Source organism: Pseudomonas sp. BW7P1 (genome assembly GCF_024981055.1).
GTDB lineage: Bacteria > Pseudomonadota > Gammaproteobacteria > Pseudomonadales > Pseudomonadaceae > Aquipseudomonas > Aquipseudomonas bananamidigenes.
Window position 1 is genome coordinate 3,567,975 of record NZ_CP103374.1, and the last position, 15,593, is coordinate 3,583,567.

Sequence of the window (15,593 nt, forward strand, 5' to 3'; positions counted from 1 at the left end):
CCCATGAAACGCCTGCCACTCGACGACAGCTTCAAGGTCAATCGCAACCCCGTCACCCTGCGCGAAATCGTGCTGGATAAACTGCGAAGCGCCATCATGAACTTCCAGCTGCTGCCGGGCGATCGCCTGGTGGAGCGCGATCTGTGCGACCGCCTGGGCGTCAGCCGTACCTCGGTGCGTGAAGCCTTGCGTCACCTGGAATCCGAAGGCCTGGTGGAGTTCGCCGACGCCAAGGGCCCCCGCGTGGCGATCATCACCCTCGCCGATGCGGTTGATATCTATGAACTGCGCTGCGTGCTCGAAGGCCTGATCGTCCAGCTGTTCACCCTGCGCGCCAAGGCCAAGGACATCAAGGCCCTGGAAAAGGCCCTCGACGAGAACCGCAAGGCGCTCAAGGATGGCGAACTGCAACAGGTGATCGATTCGGTGCAGGGTTTCTACGACGTGCTGCTCGAAGGCTCGGGCAACCATGTGGCGGCCACTCAGTTGCGTCAGTTGCAGGCGCGTATCAGCTACCTGCGGGCGACGTCGGTGTCCCAGGAAAACCGTCGCGGCGCGAGCAACCAGGAAATGGAAAAAATGGTCGAGGCGATCAAGAGCGGCGATCCGTTGGCGGCGCACCAGGCGTGTGTCGATCACGTACGCGCTGCGGCTGCCGTCGCGCTCGACTACCTCAAGCGCAAGCAGGAAGAGACCGGCGCCACGCCGGAAATCACCCTGCCCATCGCGCTGAAAGAACCACGCATGGGTCACTGACATGTTCAGCCCGAGCTATTGCCCGAAATGCGGTGGTGCCGACCTCGGTCAGCAGGTGCCGCCGGGCGATACGCACGAGCGCCTGATGTGCCGCGGCTGCGGCTACATCCACTATGTGAACCCGAAGATCATCGCCGGCTGCATCATTGAGCAGGACGGCAAATACCTCTTGTGCCAACGGGCGATCCCCCCGCGCCCGGGCACCTGGACCCTGCCCGCCGGTTTCATGGAAAGCGGCGAAACCACCGAACAGGCCGCCCTGCGCGAAGTCTGGGAAGAAAGCGGCGTACGCGCGGAAATCGTATCGCCGTATTCGATCTTCAGCGTGCCGAAGATCAGCGAGGTCTACATCATCTTCCGCGCCCTCGCGCTGGAAATCACCGGCCAGTACGGCCCGGAAACGCAGGACTGCAAATTCTTCGCCCCTGAAGACATCCCGTGGGAGCAGATCTACTACCCGGCGATCCGGCAGATCCTCGAACGCTACATCGAGGAACGCCAGGCCGGAGTGTATGGCATGTACATGGGCAATGACGACAGCGGCAAGATTCATTTCATGCGTTGATCAGCCGTCGCTTGCTAGAGATACAGAGCTCGGCCCGGTTCCTCGGTAGATAGGTGCTCAGTCCGGCATCGCACGAATGATATCCGCCAGATCATCTTTGGTGATTTCATTGGCTTTGAGAGCAGCGGAGATATCTTTTTTGGAGAGTGGAAAACGCTTGAAAATGTCTTTCAAGGTATCGGCATCAATATTGGCCAGCCAAAGAGGATCGATAAAGGAACCGCCATATTCGGGTTTCATTGGAACTTCTTCGTGGGCAATGGCACCTTTGTGATTCAGATACACCACATAACGATCGTGCCCTTCAGGAAAGCTTTTATCGTGATATAGCGTTGTTCCCATCGGCAGGACATAGTAATTATCATCGCCGCCTTGCCCTTCGATCAGCAGGGGTTCTTTGGTTTTAATCATCTTCATAGAGTGTTCCTTTGCAATATCGCCAAAAATCAGAAAAGCCATAAAGACTGCATTTACAAATAAAGCCGCCGTCAGCCAAAAGCCAATCTGCCTATTTGTAAACATTCTTTTTATCATAGTGCGCCTCAGTATTCCCTTCGAGCATGGCTTGTAAATCCGCAGGCATGAAAATCCCGTCCTGAGGTTTAGTCTGCGTGCGCGCAGCTTGCCTTTCCAAGAATGACAATCCACGCATTTCGCTATATTTAGACGGATTCTGCACGATTGGCTTGCCCGAAATTTTGGCTCCTGCAATCGTTACAGTCGTGCAGTTGTTGGTGGTTGGATGATAGTTGGACGGCAATACATAGCGCGCAGACGTTGCTGTCTTTCTTCTCAGTTCCTTTTTCTGGGCGACAATACCGTCGAAGTGAGCGATGACGGCTTCGGCCGTTGCACTATCCAAAAAATAAACAAAGCCAGTTGTTGTGCGCCCCAAGCTGTTCTCACCCGAGATGTATGCTTTGAAGGATGTCCAAACGTTCAGCACTCCCTCCCCTTCGCTATCAAACGTCCCCCAGGTTTTTCCATAGCGCCCAAAGTCATAGGTGATGTCTTTAGAACCAACCACTACGTGTAAAGCAGCATGTCCGAAAGGATGTTCTTCCTTGTCACGGGTGTAAGGACCACCCACAAGTATCTCCATATATGCACCCGACACGACGACTTGGTTGGTTTTTGTAGTTTTCCCCGATGCGCCTGTACTTTTTGCTGCCTGTGTTGTGCTGGTAGTTTTAGTAGGCTGAACCATTAAAGATATTCCGTATCTTCAAGTTTCGGGAATTTTATACTGCAACTTCCCCTAGGAATGTTTGCGACATGCACGAAGCCGTTTTCGTCAAGGACACCTGTCATCAACGTTCCATCGGGGAGTGTCAGTTCGTACGCCTCGTTGGCGACAGGCTCATCTCTATCGTTCAGCAACTGAAACTCGACAAACGTCTTTTCTTTCAGGAACTGCGAGAAAAAGCTAGTGGGCGCCCCTCCACCGGATTCACCCACGAAGGTATCGGGAGACCCGGCAGTGATCGTCGCTCCGCATGCTGTCTGCGAGCCGACGTGTGCTACGTCTTTTCCCAGCCCGAACACGTGAGGAGCACCGGACGTTATGGGATTACTGCCGTGAACCGGGCAGGAATAGGTGTCTCCTACCAAAGCTACGGGCATTGAGTTAACGAAAATTGGGCTCGATCCAGTGGTGATATTTCCCCCGTGACTTCCTGGATCTCCAAGTCGCGCGACTGGCTTTCCTGCCATCGTTTCTCTCCTTTAAACATCACAATGGCTGGATAGTAACCGATCCTTGATCACTCCTGAACGAGCAAAATACGAAACGGAACCGGCTTACAGGACACGCAGCGTTTTCCGGCGCGACTCTGACCCTAGCCCCACTCCCTATCCTCGCGCCTGTCACGACACATTCGTGATCGGGTTTGACGGCCCGTAATCTTCTCACGACGTGCATAGCCTTCTCTGCTCGAGCACTCCTGTGTCCGATGCACTCTTAATGGCGACTGTGCGCGGGGCATCTTCGGATGCGCCGGTGTCCGTGAGAGCCGGTCCGTCAACCCACGCACAGTTGCCACCCAATTTCGTTTGACGGCGTTTTTGTGGCAGCTCTCTGGATCTTACGGAGCTACACCCATGACGGAATCGACCATAGAAATCATCTCCTACACTCGCCGCGATCGACTCAGACAATTCCTGGTCGACAATATGTCGATAGCGCTGAGAAGAACCTTCACAGGCAATCTTCAGGCAGGTGCTGGCGTATGAATACCCACATTTCTATAACCCACAACGAAGACAGCATTCCAGTGCTCCTGGTCTCAACACAGGCACCGCTGGACATTTTGCACAGCAGCGCGGCGAGCAGGTTTTTGGCAGCTACACAGATGATGGAAAGCCTCGCCAGCCTGGATATCTCAGTTGCCAAGGGTGTCGATGTGCAGCAACTCGCCCACGCAGCTGCGATTTTGCTTCGTGATGGCTGTGATGTAATGGACGTATTAGGGCGGAAGATTCAAGCACAAGGCTGAGCAAAGAATCACAGTCCTTAACCGCTGATAGCTGCGATCTTCTGATCACGAAAAAGAGCATCAAAAGATCGCAGTTGGACTCGTAAACAAGCGCTTACGGCGCCATCCCTTCCACAATAATGATCTCCGCCCGCGCCCACTCCTCGCGGTAACTCTTCGCCTCCTGATACGCCGCCGAGCGATAGCACGCCACGGCCTGTTCATAGCTGTCGAACTCGATCACCACGCTGCGCTGCGGCGTCGTCCGGCCTTCCATCGCTTCGCTGCGCCCGCCTCTGGCCAGGAACTTCGCGCCGAACTCGGCGAACGCTTTCGGCGCGCGCTGGGTGTATTGGCTGTAGTGATCGGCATCGGTGATGTCCACGTGAGCAATCCAGTACGCCTTCATAGTGACCTCTCGGTTTAATTTGTATTATGGTATACCACAAATTTCACCCACATCGAGAGTCCAGCATGGCCTTCAACAGCATCGAAGAAATCATCGAAGATTATCGCCTCGGCAAAATGGTGCTGTTGGTCGATGACGAAGACCGGGAAAACGAAGGCGACCTGCTGCTGGCCGCTGATCGTTGCACGCCCGAGGCGATCAGTTTCATGGCCCGTGAGGCGCGGGGGCTGATTTGCCTGACGTTGACCGATGATCATTGCCAGCGCCTGGGGCTTGAGCAGATGGTGCCGAGCAATGGCAGCGTGTTCAGTACTGCGTTCACGGTTTCCATCGAAGCGGCGGTCGGTGTGACTACGGGCATTTCCGCTGCCGACCGGGCTTGCACGGTTGCCGCTGCGGTGGCGCCAAATGCTCGCGCTGAAGACCTGGTGCAGCCCGGCCATATATTCCCGCTGCGCGCCAAGGAAGGTGGCGTGCTGACCCGCGCCGGCCATACCGAGGCCGGTTGTGATCTGGCGCGTTTGGCCGGTTTCACGCCCGCCTCGGTGATCGTCGAGGTGATGAACGACGACGGCACCATGGCCCGCCGTCCGGATCTGGAAGTCTTCGCCCGCAAGCACGGGATCAAGATCGGCACCATCGCCGACCTGATCCACTATCGCCTGAGCACCGAACACACCATCGAGCGCATCGGCGAGCGGGAGTTGCCGACGGTGCATGGCACCTTCCGTTTGATCACCTTCGAAGACCGCATCGAGGGCGGCGTGCACATGGCGATGGTCATGGGTGAATTGCGTCGTGAGGAACCGACGCTGGTGCGCGTGCATGTGATCGATCCGCTGCGTGATCTGGTCGGTGCCGAGTACAGCGGGCCAACGAATTGGACGCTGTGGGCGGCGCTGCAACGGGTCGCTGCCGAGGGCCATGGCGTGGTCGTGGTGCTGGCCAATCACGAGTCGTCGCAAGCGTTGCTGGAGCGGGTGCCGCAACTGACTCAGCCGCCACGGCAGTTCAGCCGCTCGCAATCGCGGATCTATTCGGAGGTCGGCACCGGGGCGCAGATTCTACAGAACCTGGGCGTCGGCAAGCTGCGCCACTTGGGGCCGCCGCTGAAATATGCCGGGTTGACCGGCTACGATCTTGAGGTGGTCGAGAGCATTCCGTTCACCGAATAACCCCGTTTGCCAGATAGCCGGTAAGGCAAAGTGCTTGCACAAAGTTTGGAATACCATAATATGATATTCCATAGACCGGACGACCTGAAAAACCGTCCAGCTACTGCTCCCGACAGGCGGGCAACAACGCAAGGCCCGCTCAAAAACACAACAATGAGGGCGTAAAAATGGTGTTGAACAAAGCTGCAACCGCGATCTTTCTTGCGGGACTGCTGAGCGTGACCGGCCAGGCCGCGATGGCCGCCGAGAGTGTGAACTTTGTCAGCTGGGGCGGTAGCACCCAGGATGCGCAGAAACAGGCCTGGGCCGATCCGTTCAGCAAGGCCAGCGGCATCACCGTCGTGCAGGACGGCCCGACCGACTACGGCAAACTCAAGGCCATGGTCGAAAGCGGCAACGTGCAATGGGACGTGGTCGACGTCGAAGCCGACTTCGCCCTGCGTGCCGCCTCCGAAGGCCTGCTCGAACCCCTCGATTTCAAACAGATTCAGCGCGACAAGATCGACCCGCGCTTCGTCAGCGACTACGGCGTCGGCTCTTTCTTCTTCTCCTTCGTCCTCGGCTATAACGAGGGCAAACTCGGCGCCAACAAGCCACAGGACTGGAGCGCACTGTTCGACACCAAAACCTTCCCCGGCAAACGCGCCCTGTACAAATGGCCGAGCCCCGGCGTGCTGGAACTGGCCTTGCTTGCCGACGGCGTACCGGCCGACAAGCTCTACCCGCTGGACCTGGATCGCGCCTTCAAGAAGCTCGACACCATCAAGAAAGACATCGTCTGGTGGGGCGGCGGCGCGCAGTCGCAGCAACTGCTGGCCTCCGGTGAAGCGAGCATGGGCCAGTTCTGGAACGGCCGGATTCACGCTCTGCAAGAAGACGGCGCACCGGTCGGCGTGAGCTGGAAACAGAACCTGGTCATGGCCGACATTCTGGTCGTACCAAAGGGTTCGAAGAACAAGGACGCAGCGATGAAGTTTCTGGCCAGCGCCAGCAGTGCCAAAGGCCAGGCGGACTTCTCTAACCTGACCGCTTATGCCCCGGTCAACGTCGACAGCGTGCAGCGTCTGGACTCGACGCTGGCCCCGAATCTGCCGACTGCCTACGCTAAGGATCAGATCACTCTTGATTTCGCGTACTGGGCCAAGAACGGCCAGGCCATCGCGACACGGTGGAACGAATGGCTGGTCAAATGAAAATGGCGGCCACCGCGTCCCGTCCCTCCACTGCCACCGGGAGCGCCGCAAGCGCTGCCGGGTCGGCCGCCGGAAAAAAGGCCAGTGCCATGGCGCCAGCCCCGTCTCTCAAGCAACGCTGGCGCGGCGCCGGCAACCTTGCGCCGGCCCTGTTGTTTATCGGCCTGTTCTTTCTCGCGCCGTTGATTGGCCTGCTGTTGCGCGGCGTGCTGGAACCCGTGCCGGGTCTTGGCAACTACGAACAACTCTTCGCCAACTCGGCGTATGCGCGGGTGCTGTTCAACACCTTTTCGGTGGCGGGACTGGTGACCATGTTCAGCCTGTTGCTCGGCTTTCCATTGGCGTGGGCGATCACGCTGGTGCCGCGCGGCTGGGGCCGCTGGATCCTCAATATCGTGCTGCTGTCGATGTGGACCAGCCTCCTCGCCCGCACCTACTCCTGGCTGGTGCTGTTGCAGGCCTCGGGTGTCGTCAATAAAGCCTTGATGGCGCTGGGCATCATCGATCAACCGCTGGAAATGGTGCACAACCTGACCGGCGTGGTGATCGGCATGAGCTACATCATGATCCCGTTCATCGTGCTGCCGTTGCAGGCAACCATGCAGGCCATCGACCCGATGATTCTGCAGGCCGGTTCGATCTGCGGCGCCAGCCCGTGGACCAACTTCTTCCGGGTGTTCCTGCCGCTGTGCCGGCCGGGTCTGGCGTCCGGCGGGTTGATGGTGTTCGTGATGTCGCTCGGTTACTACGTCACCCCGGCGCTGCTGGGCGGGGCGCAGAACATGATGCTGCCGGAGTTCATCATTCAGCAGGTGCAGTCGTTCCTCAACTGGGGCCTGGCCAGCGCCGGCGCCGCGTTGCTGATCGTCATCACGCTGGTGCTGTTCTACTTCTACCTGAAGCTTCAACCGGAATCCCCGGTTGGCGCCAGTAACGCGAGGTAAGCCGACATGCTCCTGACACCCAATGCCATGAGCCGCCGGATGCGCATCGGCCTGTATTTCACCACCGGGCTGATCGCACTGTTTCTGTTGCTGCCGATCGTATTCATCGTGCTGCTGTCGTTCGGTTCGTCCCAGTGGCTGGTGTTCCCGCCGCCGGGCTGGACGCTGAAATGGTATGGCCAGTTCTTTTCCAACGCCGACTGGATGAACGCGGCGGCGGCCAGCCTGAAAGTCGCGGTACTGACCACGATCTGCGCCGTGGCCCTCGGTTTGCCGACTGCCTTTGCGCTGGTGCGCGGACGCTTTCCCGGCCGAGAAATGCTCTACGGCCTGTTCACTCTGCCGATGATCGTGCCGCTGGTGATCATCGCCGTGGCGGTGTACGCGCTGTTTCTCAAGCTTGGCTACACCGGGACGATGTTCGCCTTCGTGGTCAGCCATGTAATCGTCGCGCTGCCGTTCACCATCATCTCGATCATCAACTCGCTGAAGCTGTTCGATCAGTCGATTGAAGACGCGGCGGTGATCTGCGGCGCCTCGCGCCTGCAAGCAGTGTTCAAGGTGACGTTTCCGGCGATTCGCCCGGGGATGGTGGCCGGCGCCCTCTTCGCCTTCCTGGTTTCGTGGGACGAAGTAGTGCTCAGCGTGATGATGGCCAGCCCGACCCTGCAAACCCTTCCCGTGAAAATGTGGACCACCCTGCGCCAGGACCTGACGCCCGTGATCGCCGTCGCGTCGACGCTGCTGATCGGCCTGTCGGTATTGGTCATGGTGATCGCCGCCGCTCTGCGCCGGCGCAATGAAATCAGCGCCTGAGCGCCCAGGAGTACGACATGAGTGCCGTGATCAAAGACGCCTCCCAGCAGAACGACAAACCTCTGGTCAGCCTGCGCAACCTGAACAAGCACTACGGCGATTTCGCCGCCGTGGACAACATCTCGCTGGACATAAAGGACGGCGAATTCCTGACCTTCCTCGGCTCCAGCGGCTCGGGCAAAAGCACCACGCTGTCGATGCTCGCCGGCTTCGAAACCCCGAGCAGCGGCGAGATTCTGGTCAACGGCCAATCGCTGGTGAATGTGCCGCCGCACAAGCGTGACATCGGCATGGTGTTCCAGCGTTACTCGCTGTTCCCGCATCTGTCGGTGCGCGACAACATCGCGTTCCCGCTGACGATCCGCAAACTCGCTGCCGCCGAACGCGACAAACGTGTCGATGCGATGCTGAAACTGGTGCAGCTGGAACAGTTCGCCCATCGCCGCCCTTCACAATTGTCCGGCGGTCAGCAGCAACGAGTCGCCATTGCTCGCGCACTGGTCTACGAGCCTCGCATTCTGTTGATGGACGAACCCCTCGGGGCGCTGGACAAAAAGTTGCGCGAAGACTTGCAGGATGAGTTGCGCCAGTTGCACCGACGCCTCGGCATCACCATCGTCTACGTGACACACGATCAGGAAGAAGCCATGCGCCTGTCCCAGCGCATCGCGATTTTCAGTCACGGCAAGATTGTCGGGCTCGGCAGCGGTTATGACCTGTACCAGAATCCACCGAATGCATTTGTGGCGTCATTCCTTGGCAACTCGAACTTTCTCAGGCTCAAGGCGCAGGGTAACGGGGCGGCGAGTTTTGAGGGGCAATCGCTGTCGATCCGGCTTACCGCTGGATTGCAGAGCGGGCAGGATGTTTTGCTGATGGTGCGTCCGGAAAAAGCCCTGGCGTTGAGTGTGCAGCAAGCAGCCAGCGAGCCGTTGACGGCAGGCTGGAACGAGGTTTCGGCGAAGGTGGTCGAGGTGCTGTTTCTGGGTGAGAGCCAGACGTGCAGTGTAGTGACCTCGGGCGGGACTTCGATGACGGTGAAGGCATTGTCGGCGGCGGGAATGCCGTTGAAGGCCGGCGATCCGGTGCAGGTGCGCTGGGCGACGGCGGATGCCTGCGTGTACACCGAGTGGGCTGAAAGCGATCTGAACAAAGCCGCCGGATCACACTGATCACCAGACTCTTGTGGGAGCGAGCTTGCTCGCGATGGCGGAATATCAGGCGGCATTCGTGTCGACTGGAAAATCGCCATCGCGGGCAAGCCCTCTCCCACAACTCCTGCGCCAATCAATTGATTGGCGGATACCCTTCGATCTGATCAGGCCAGGCCGTCAACACCTCAAACCCGTCCTCCGTCACCGCCACCATGTGTTCCCACTGCGCCGACAGCGAGCCGTCCTTGGTCAGCACGGTCCAGCCATCCGGCATGTTCTTCACATGACGCTTGCCGGCATTGAGCATCGGCTCAATGGTGAAGATCATCCCTGCCTTCAGTTTCAGGCCCTGATTCGGATATCCGTAATGCAGCACCTGCGGCTCATCGTGATAGACCTTGCCGATCCCGTGTCCGCAGTACTCGCGCACCACACTGAAACCTTCACGTTCCGCCAGGCTCTGGATCGCATGACCGATGTCACCCAGGGTGGCGCCCGGACGCACCACGCGGATGCCGGCGCACATGGCCTCGTAGGTGGTCTTGATCAGGTGCTGTGCCTCGGGCGAGGCCTGGCCGACCACGTACATGCGGCTGGTGTCACCGAACCAGCCATCCTTGATCACGGCGATGTCGAGGTTGAGGATGTCGCCATCCTTCAGCGGTGTTCCCGTAGGGATGCCGTGACAGACCACGTTGTTGACCGACGCGCAGACGGTTTTCGGGAAGCCGTGATAACCGACGTTGGCCGGAATCGCCTTCTGCACATTGACGATGTAATCGTTGCACAACTGGTCGAGTTGATCGGTGGTGACGCCAGCCTTGACGTGCGGCACCAGCATCGCCAGCACCTCGGCGGCCAATTGCCCGGCCACGCGGGATTGGGCGATCTCGGCCCGGGTGTTGATCCTGATCGGGTTTCTCATGCCTTGGCTGCCTCTTGAACCGGGTTGTTCTGCGCGGCATCGGCCAGGGCACAGATTTGTTGCAGATCCAGACCACCCGCTTGCTCCGCGCGAATCAGCAAGCGGCAGATGGCGTGGTGATCAAGGTCGGGGTACAGCTCGGCGAGCATGCCGATGCGCATCCAGTGCTCGGCCTGCGCGTTGATCGAGCGGCTCAGTGCATTACTGGAGATGCGCAGATTCTCGTGCATGTCCTCTGAAATCTTTACGATGCCCATGGCAAAATCCGATATGTAATATATATGGAACGTATATTAATCGGGCATTTCTTCGAATTGCAAATTTCGCTGAAGAGTCAAATTGCAGGCAAAAAAAAGCTGCCAGAGTCGGCAGCCAAAATCATGAAAAGCACGCGATGTATTGGGGGCCAAGTATGAACACCCGATAATGACAGTGTCGTGACAGCGCCAAATTCATTGAACCGCCCTCCCCGCGTCATCAGGTTGTCATCGAAGCCATTGCAGAATCCTCGCAAACCGCCCGGGCCTGGGGCGGTGGATTGTGCAAGGACTCCCATGAAAGAAGACGCCTCGCTGTTTGCTGCCATCGATCTCGGGTCGAATGCGTTTCGCATGATGATCGGTCAGTCGGTCCGCAGCAGAAAGGGCTTCATGATTCAGGAAGTGAAAACCTTGCGTGAGCCGGTACGCCTGGCTGAAGGATTCGATGGCCGTGTGCTCGACGAAATGGCACTGGATCGCGGTTGGCAGGCTCTGGCGCGGTTCGGCAAAAAGCTGCGCGGTTTCGAGCCGGGTCGTGTGCGGGCAGTGGCCACCAGCGCCGTGCGCGAGGCCGACAACGCGCAATTGTTTCTGGGCAGCGCGGAGCGGCATCTGGGCTTTCGCATCGATGTGATTTCCGGACACGAAGAAGCGCGTCTGGTCTACGCCGGTGTCGCCCACACCTTGCCGGTCGCCGATGACATGCGTCTGGTGGTCGACATTGGTGGCGGCTCCACCGAGCTGATTCTCGGCCAGGGTTCGCAACCGTTGCTGACCGAAAGTATTGCCGTCGGCAGCGGCAGCCTGAGCGCGCGTTACTTTCGCAACGGCGAGATCTCCCCGGGCGCCCTGCAAGAAGCCGAGCGAGTCGCCATCCTGCATTTCGAAAAGGTCGCCCGCCGCTATCGCGCCCAGGGCTGGCAGCAGACCATCGGCTCTTCAGGCACGGCACGGATGCTGGCCAAAGTGCTCAAGGCCAATCGCCTGAACGACTTCGGTCAGGGCGGCATCACCTACGGTGGTCTGCTGCGGCTGTCGCTGCGCCTGCTGGAAGTCAGCAATGTGCGACAACTGAAACTAGCCGCCCTGCAGCCCCATCGCCAGAGCATCCTGCCCGGTGGTCTGGTGGTCATGCTCGCCGCCTTCAAGGTGTTCGGCATCGCACAAATGGAGCCATCGGAACCCGGTTTGAGACTGGGTGTCCTGCATGGACTGATGAGCAACCACTGATCGGTTTTCGCTGCCGGATATTCGTCGCCGGATCAAGCTTTTCACAACGTCGAAGACGCCCTTTGAATACTCGATGACGCCTCTGTGTAAACCTCGGTAAATCGCTCCCTTCCCCTCTCTGATTTCGTTCTATGGTTAGATCGAAATGGCTGAACTGCACGCTGACTAATGGTTGCGACAGTTAGTGTCTGCGCCTATGTTGCACGCGAGCTTTTCCCCCGCGATTGGAACGCGATCAACACCGCAAAGAGGTGAAGAAATGTCAAAGGAATCACGCCCTGCCGTACTTGGGCTGATCGGCAATACTCCGCTGGTACAAGTCACCCGGTTCGATACCGGCCTGTGCACCCTGTTCCTCAAACTCGAATCACAAAACCCCGGCGGCTCGATCAAGGACCGTATCGGCCTGGCAATGATCGACGCCGCCGAGCGCGACGGCCGTCTGCAACCCGGTGGCACCATCGTTGAGGCCACCGCCGGTAATACCGGTCTGGGCCTGGCATTGGTAGGCCGCGCCAAGGGCTACCGCGTCGTGCTGGTGGTGCCAGACAAGATGTCCACGGAAAAAGTCCTGCACCTCAAGGCCATGGGCGCCGAAGTGCACATCACCCGTTCCGATGTCGGCAAGGGTCATCCCGAGTACTATCAGGACGTCGCCGCCCGTCTGGCGAAAGACATTCCCGGCGCGTTCTTCGCCGACCAGTTCAACAACCCCGCCAACCCGCTGGCCCACGAATGCAGCACCGCGCCGGAAATCTGGGCGCAGACCGAGCATGACTTGGACGCCATCGTAGTCGGCGTCGGTTCCGCCGGCACGCTGACCGGCCTGACCCGTTTCTTCAAACGCGTACAACCGGACCTCGAGATGGTACTGGCCGACCCGGTCGGTTCGGTCATGGCCGAATACAGCCGCAGCAAGCACCTCGGCACTGCCGGTTCGTGGGCGGTGGAAGGCATCGGCGAAGACTTCATTCCGTCGATTACCGACCTGTCGAGCGTGCGCAGCGCCTACTCGATCAGCGACGAAGAAAGCTTCGATCACGCCCGCCAGTTGCTGCGCTCCGAAGGCATTCTCGGTGGCTCGTCCACCGGCACCCTGCTCGCCGCCGCGCTGCGTTACTGCCGTGAACAGACCGTACCGAAACGTGTGGTCAGCTTTGTCTGCGACACCGGCACCCGCTATCTGTCGAAGGTCTACAACGACCAGTGGATGACCGACCAGGGCCTGTTGCAACGCAAACGCTATGGCGACCTGCGTGACCTGATCGCCCGACGTTTCGAAGACGGCAAAGTGGTCAGCGTCGGCCCGGACGACACCCTGATGACCGCATTCCAGCGCATGCGCCTGGCGGATGTATCGCAATTGCCGGTGCTGGTGGAAGGCAAGCAACTGGTCGGTGTGATCGACGAATCGGACATTCTGGTGCGCGTTCACGAAGATGCCACGCTCTTCAGCAAACCCGTCGCCGGCGCGATGACGGACAAACTGCAAACCCTCGCCCCCGCCGCGACCCTGGCTGAACTGGAAGCCGTACTCAGCAGCGGCCTGGTGGCGATCATTGCCGACGCTTCGGGCTTCCACGGCCTGATCACCCGCGTCGACATGCTCAACCAACTACGGAGATCCCTTGCATGAGTCAGCACGACAAGAACGCCCGCCCGCAGGGTTTCGCCACTCGCGTGATCCACGCCGGGCAGACGCCGGACCCGACCACTGGCGCGCTGATGCCGCCGATCTACGCCAACTCCACGTACCTGCAAGACAGCCCAGGCGTGCACAAGGGTTTCGACTACGGCCGCTCGCACAACCCGACGCGTTTTGCCCTGGAGCGCTGCGTGGCGGATCTGGAGGGCGGCACCCGGGCCTTCGCGTTCGCTTCCGGGCTGGCGACGATTTCCACCGTGCTCGAACTGATCGATGCCGGCTCGCACATCGTCTCCGGCAATGATCTGTACGGCGGCACTTTCCGACTGTTCGACAAAGTGCGCCAGCGCAGCGCCGGGCACCGCTTCAGCTACGTCGATCTGGCCGACTTGTCGGCGTTCGAGGCCTCGCTGCAGGACGACACGCGCATGGTCATGGTCGAAACGCCGACCAACCCGCTGCTGAGCCTGTCCGACCTCGCCGCCATCGCGCGCATCTGCAAGGCCCGCGGGATCATCTGCGTGGCCGACAACACCTTCGCCAGCCCGTGGATCCAGCGTCCGCTGGAACTGGGCTTCGACATCGTGTTGCACTCGACCACCAAGTACCTGAACGGTCATTCCGACGTGATCGGCGGCATCGCGGTGGTGGGCGACAATCCTGAACTCGCCGAACGTCTGGGCTTCCTGCAAAACGCCGTTGGCGCCATCAGCGGGCCGTTCGACGCCTTCCTCACCCTGCGCGGTGTGAAGACCCTGGCGCTGCGCATGGAACGCCATTGCAGCAACGCGCTGGAACTGGCGCGCTGGCTGGAGCAACAACCGCAGGTCAGACGCGTCTACTACCCGGGCCTGGAATCCCATCCGCAGCATGAACTGGCCAAGCGTCAGATGCGCGGTTTCGGCGGGATGATTTCTCTGGATCTGAACAGTGATCTGGCAGGCGCCCGGCGCTTCCTGGAGAACGTGCAGATCTTCGCCCTGGCCGAAAGCCTCGGTGGTGTGGAAAGCCTGATCGAGCACCCGGCGATCATGACCCACGCGACCATCCCGGCCGAAACCCGCGCCAGACTCGGCATCGGTGACAGCCTGGTGCGCCTGTCGGTGGGCGTCGAGGATATCGAGGATCTGCGGGCGGATCTGGCACAGGCTTTGGCCAGCATCTGATCCGCAGAAACGTCAAAGCCCGCACGAAGCGGGCTTTGGTGTTCGAGTAGGCGGCCAGTGCTGGTCTCTGGCTTACGAGGTTTCTCAGGACTCCCACAGTACAGGCAATGTGCTCTGCTGCTTCACACGGCATAAGGGCTGGAACCCAGCGCGGGGTTCTTTCTAACCGTGTACCCTTCGGAACGCGCCCAACGCTTCCTCGCTATCCGCTTGCGCATCAGTCTGCGTCTTCGCCTACATGTTTGAGCCTAGCAAACACACCGCTGCGCGCTACGCGGTTTTTAGACTGATTGTTTTCTAGCGCTCGCCTGCAAGGAAGTGAACCGACTATCGCTTTCGCGCTCCCGGGACCTGCCTCCCGATCGGGGCGAACTATACTTTTTCGCTTAGCTGTTCAGGTTTCATGCAAAACGTCGACACCCGTGCGCCTCGCAGCGCACCCGTGCCAATCGCCAATCTGGCTAACCCCGGGCCAACGAGCCACACCGTCAACCGACGGCGAATGCTCGGATGCCTTGTGGCTGATGGGTCGTGGAGAAAATCATGAAACACAAACTTTGGTCAGGCATGCTCCTGGCGTTTGCGGCAACGGTGGTAGTAATGCCTGAAGTCTGGGCAGCGCAGGCGCAGGCTGTGGCGTCTGACGGGGCGGATCATGTGGGTGCAGGGTCGGTTGCCTCGGATGGTTCGGATCACGTCGGTGCCGGCGCTGTCGCTTCCGATGGGGCCGATCACGTGGGGGCTGGCGCAGTAGCTTCCGATGGGGCCGATCACGTGGGGGCTGGCGCAGTAGCTTCCGATGGAGCAGACAAGGTGGACGCCAGACGGCTCGCCTACTCTCGCCGTGGCGTGGGTTCCGACCAGGTAGCCTCCGCGCTCAT

At 59.6% G+C, this 15,593-nt stretch carries 17 protein-coding genes; 11 read left to right on the plus strand and 6 right to left on the minus strand.

What is annotated here, in order from left to right:
- Positions 1 to 3: 3 nt before the first annotated feature.
- Both NWV16_RS15790 and NWV16_RS15795 read left to right on the plus strand, forming a co-directional pair.
- Complete coding sequence (locus NWV16_RS15790) at positions 4 to 756, plus strand: GntR family transcriptional regulator (RefSeq protein WP_260519811.1); 753 nt, start codon at positions 4 to 6, stop codon at positions 754 to 756.
- 1 nt (position 757) lies between these two features.
- Positions 758 to 1,321 (plus strand): NUDIX hydrolase, encoded by a 564-nt coding sequence (locus NWV16_RS15795; protein ID WP_260519812.1) that lies wholly within the window; start codon positions 758 to 760, stop codon positions 1,319 to 1,321.
- 57 nt (positions 1,322 to 1,378) lie between these two features.
- Here the strand turns inward: NWV16_RS15795 and NWV16_RS15800 are convergent, their stop codons facing one another.
- Genes NWV16_RS15800 through NWV16_RS15810 form a run of 3 tightly spaced genes read right to left on the minus strand, consistent with a single transcriptional unit; the run spans position 1,379 to position 3,034 of the window.
- Entirely contained in the window at positions 1,379 to 1,855 is a 477-nt protein-coding gene (locus tag NWV16_RS15800) for a hypothetical protein (RefSeq protein ID WP_260519813.1), read from the minus strand.
- A complete protein-coding gene (locus tag NWV16_RS15805) occupies positions 1,830 to 2,528 on the minus strand; it encodes a hypothetical protein (protein WP_052912742.1) in 699 nt (232 codons plus the stop codon). Before NWV16_RS15805 ends, NWV16_RS15800 begins: the two co-directional genes overlap by 26 nt.
- Positions 2,528 to 3,034 (minus strand): PAAR domain-containing protein, encoded by a 507-nt coding sequence (locus tag NWV16_RS15810; protein ID WP_260519814.1) that lies wholly within the window; start codon positions 3,032 to 3,034, stop codon positions 2,528 to 2,530. Before NWV16_RS15810 ends, NWV16_RS15805 begins: the two co-directional genes overlap by 1 nt.
- Before the next feature lie 515 nt (positions 3,035 to 3,549).
- On the opposite strand from NWV16_RS15810, the gene NWV16_RS15815 reads away from it, so the two are divergent.
- A complete protein-coding gene (locus NWV16_RS15815; protein WP_260519815.1) occupies positions 3,550 to 3,816 on the plus strand; it encodes a short-chain dehydrogenase in 267 nt (88 codons plus the stop codon).
- Between the two features lie 94 nt (positions 3,817 to 3,910).
- Here the strand turns inward: NWV16_RS15815 and NWV16_RS15820 are convergent, their stop codons facing one another.
- Positions 3,911 to 4,204 (minus strand): DUF1330 domain-containing protein, encoded by a 294-nt coding sequence (locus NWV16_RS15820; protein ID WP_260519816.1) that lies wholly within the window; start codon positions 4,202 to 4,204, stop codon positions 3,911 to 3,913.
- A gap of 65 nt (positions 4,205 to 4,269) precedes the next feature.
- On the opposite strand from NWV16_RS15820, the gene ribBA reads away from it, so the two are divergent.
- From ribBA to NWV16_RS15845, 5 genes are all read left to right on the plus strand, one after another.
- Complete coding sequence (gene ribBA / locus NWV16_RS15825; protein ID WP_085711338.1) at positions 4,270 to 5,379, plus strand: bifunctional 3,4-dihydroxy-2-butanone-4-phosphate synthase/GTP cyclohydrolase II; 1,110 nt, start codon at positions 4,270 to 4,272, stop codon at positions 5,377 to 5,379.
- A 167-nt stretch (positions 5,380 to 5,546) separates the two neighbouring features.
- Positions 5,547 to 6,572 carry an ABC transporter substrate-binding protein gene (locus NWV16_RS15830; protein ID WP_260519817.1) on the plus strand — a complete coding sequence of 342 codons (1,026 nt, stop codon included), beginning with the start codon at positions 5,547 to 5,549 and terminating at the stop codon, positions 6,570 to 6,572.
- Positions 6,569 to 7,516: an ABC transporter permease gene (locus NWV16_RS15835; RefSeq protein WP_260523538.1), complete on the plus strand. Its 948-nt coding sequence runs from the start codon at positions 6,569 to 6,571 to the stop codon at positions 7,514 to 7,516. Before NWV16_RS15830 ends, NWV16_RS15835 begins: the two co-directional genes overlap by 4 nt.
- Positions 7,517 to 7,522: 6 nt before the next feature.
- On the plus strand, positions 7,523 to 8,332 hold the full coding sequence (locus NWV16_RS15840) for an ABC transporter permease (protein WP_260519818.1): 810 nt from the start codon (positions 7,523 to 7,525) through the stop codon (positions 8,330 to 8,332).
- A gap of 17 nt (positions 8,333 to 8,349) precedes the next feature.
- Entirely contained in the window at positions 8,350 to 9,504 is a 1,155-nt protein-coding gene (locus tag NWV16_RS15845; protein ID WP_260519819.1) for an ABC transporter ATP-binding protein, read from the plus strand.
- 115 nt (positions 9,505 to 9,619) lie between these two features.
- Here the strand turns inward: NWV16_RS15845 and map are convergent, their stop codons facing one another.
- Both map and NWV16_RS15855 read right to left on the minus strand, forming a co-directional pair.
- Positions 9,620 to 10,411, minus strand: a complete 792-nt coding sequence (gene map / locus NWV16_RS15850) for a type I methionyl aminopeptidase (RefSeq protein WP_260519820.1) — start codon at positions 10,409 to 10,411, stop codon at positions 9,620 to 9,622.
- Positions 10,408 to 10,668 (minus strand): ParD-like family protein, encoded by a 261-nt coding sequence (locus NWV16_RS15855; protein WP_065259832.1) that lies wholly within the window; start codon positions 10,666 to 10,668, stop codon positions 10,408 to 10,410. The genes map and NWV16_RS15855 overlap by 4 nt, the downstream gene beginning before the upstream one ends.
- A gap of 297 nt (positions 10,669 to 10,965) precedes the next feature.
- Between NWV16_RS15855 and NWV16_RS15860 the strand changes: the two genes are divergently transcribed.
- The 3 genes from NWV16_RS15860 (at position 10,966) to NWV16_RS15870 (ending at position 14,712) form a co-directional block, all read left to right on the plus strand.
- Complete coding sequence (locus tag NWV16_RS15860; RefSeq protein WP_260519821.1) at positions 10,966 to 11,901, plus strand: Ppx/GppA family phosphatase; 936 nt, start codon at positions 10,966 to 10,968, stop codon at positions 11,899 to 11,901.
- Positions 11,902 to 12,160: 259 nt separating this feature from the next.
- On the plus strand, positions 12,161 to 13,537 hold the full coding sequence (locus NWV16_RS15865) for a pyridoxal-phosphate dependent enzyme (protein WP_260519822.1): 1,377 nt from the start codon (positions 12,161 to 12,163) through the stop codon (positions 13,535 to 13,537).
- Positions 13,534 to 14,712, plus strand: coding sequence for a cystathionine gamma-synthase (locus NWV16_RS15870; RefSeq protein ID WP_260519823.1), 1,179 nt, complete (start codon positions 13,534 to 13,536; stop codon positions 14,710 to 14,712). The genes NWV16_RS15865 and NWV16_RS15870 overlap by 4 nt, the downstream gene beginning before the upstream one ends.
- Positions 14,713 to 15,593 lie beyond the last annotated feature (881 nt).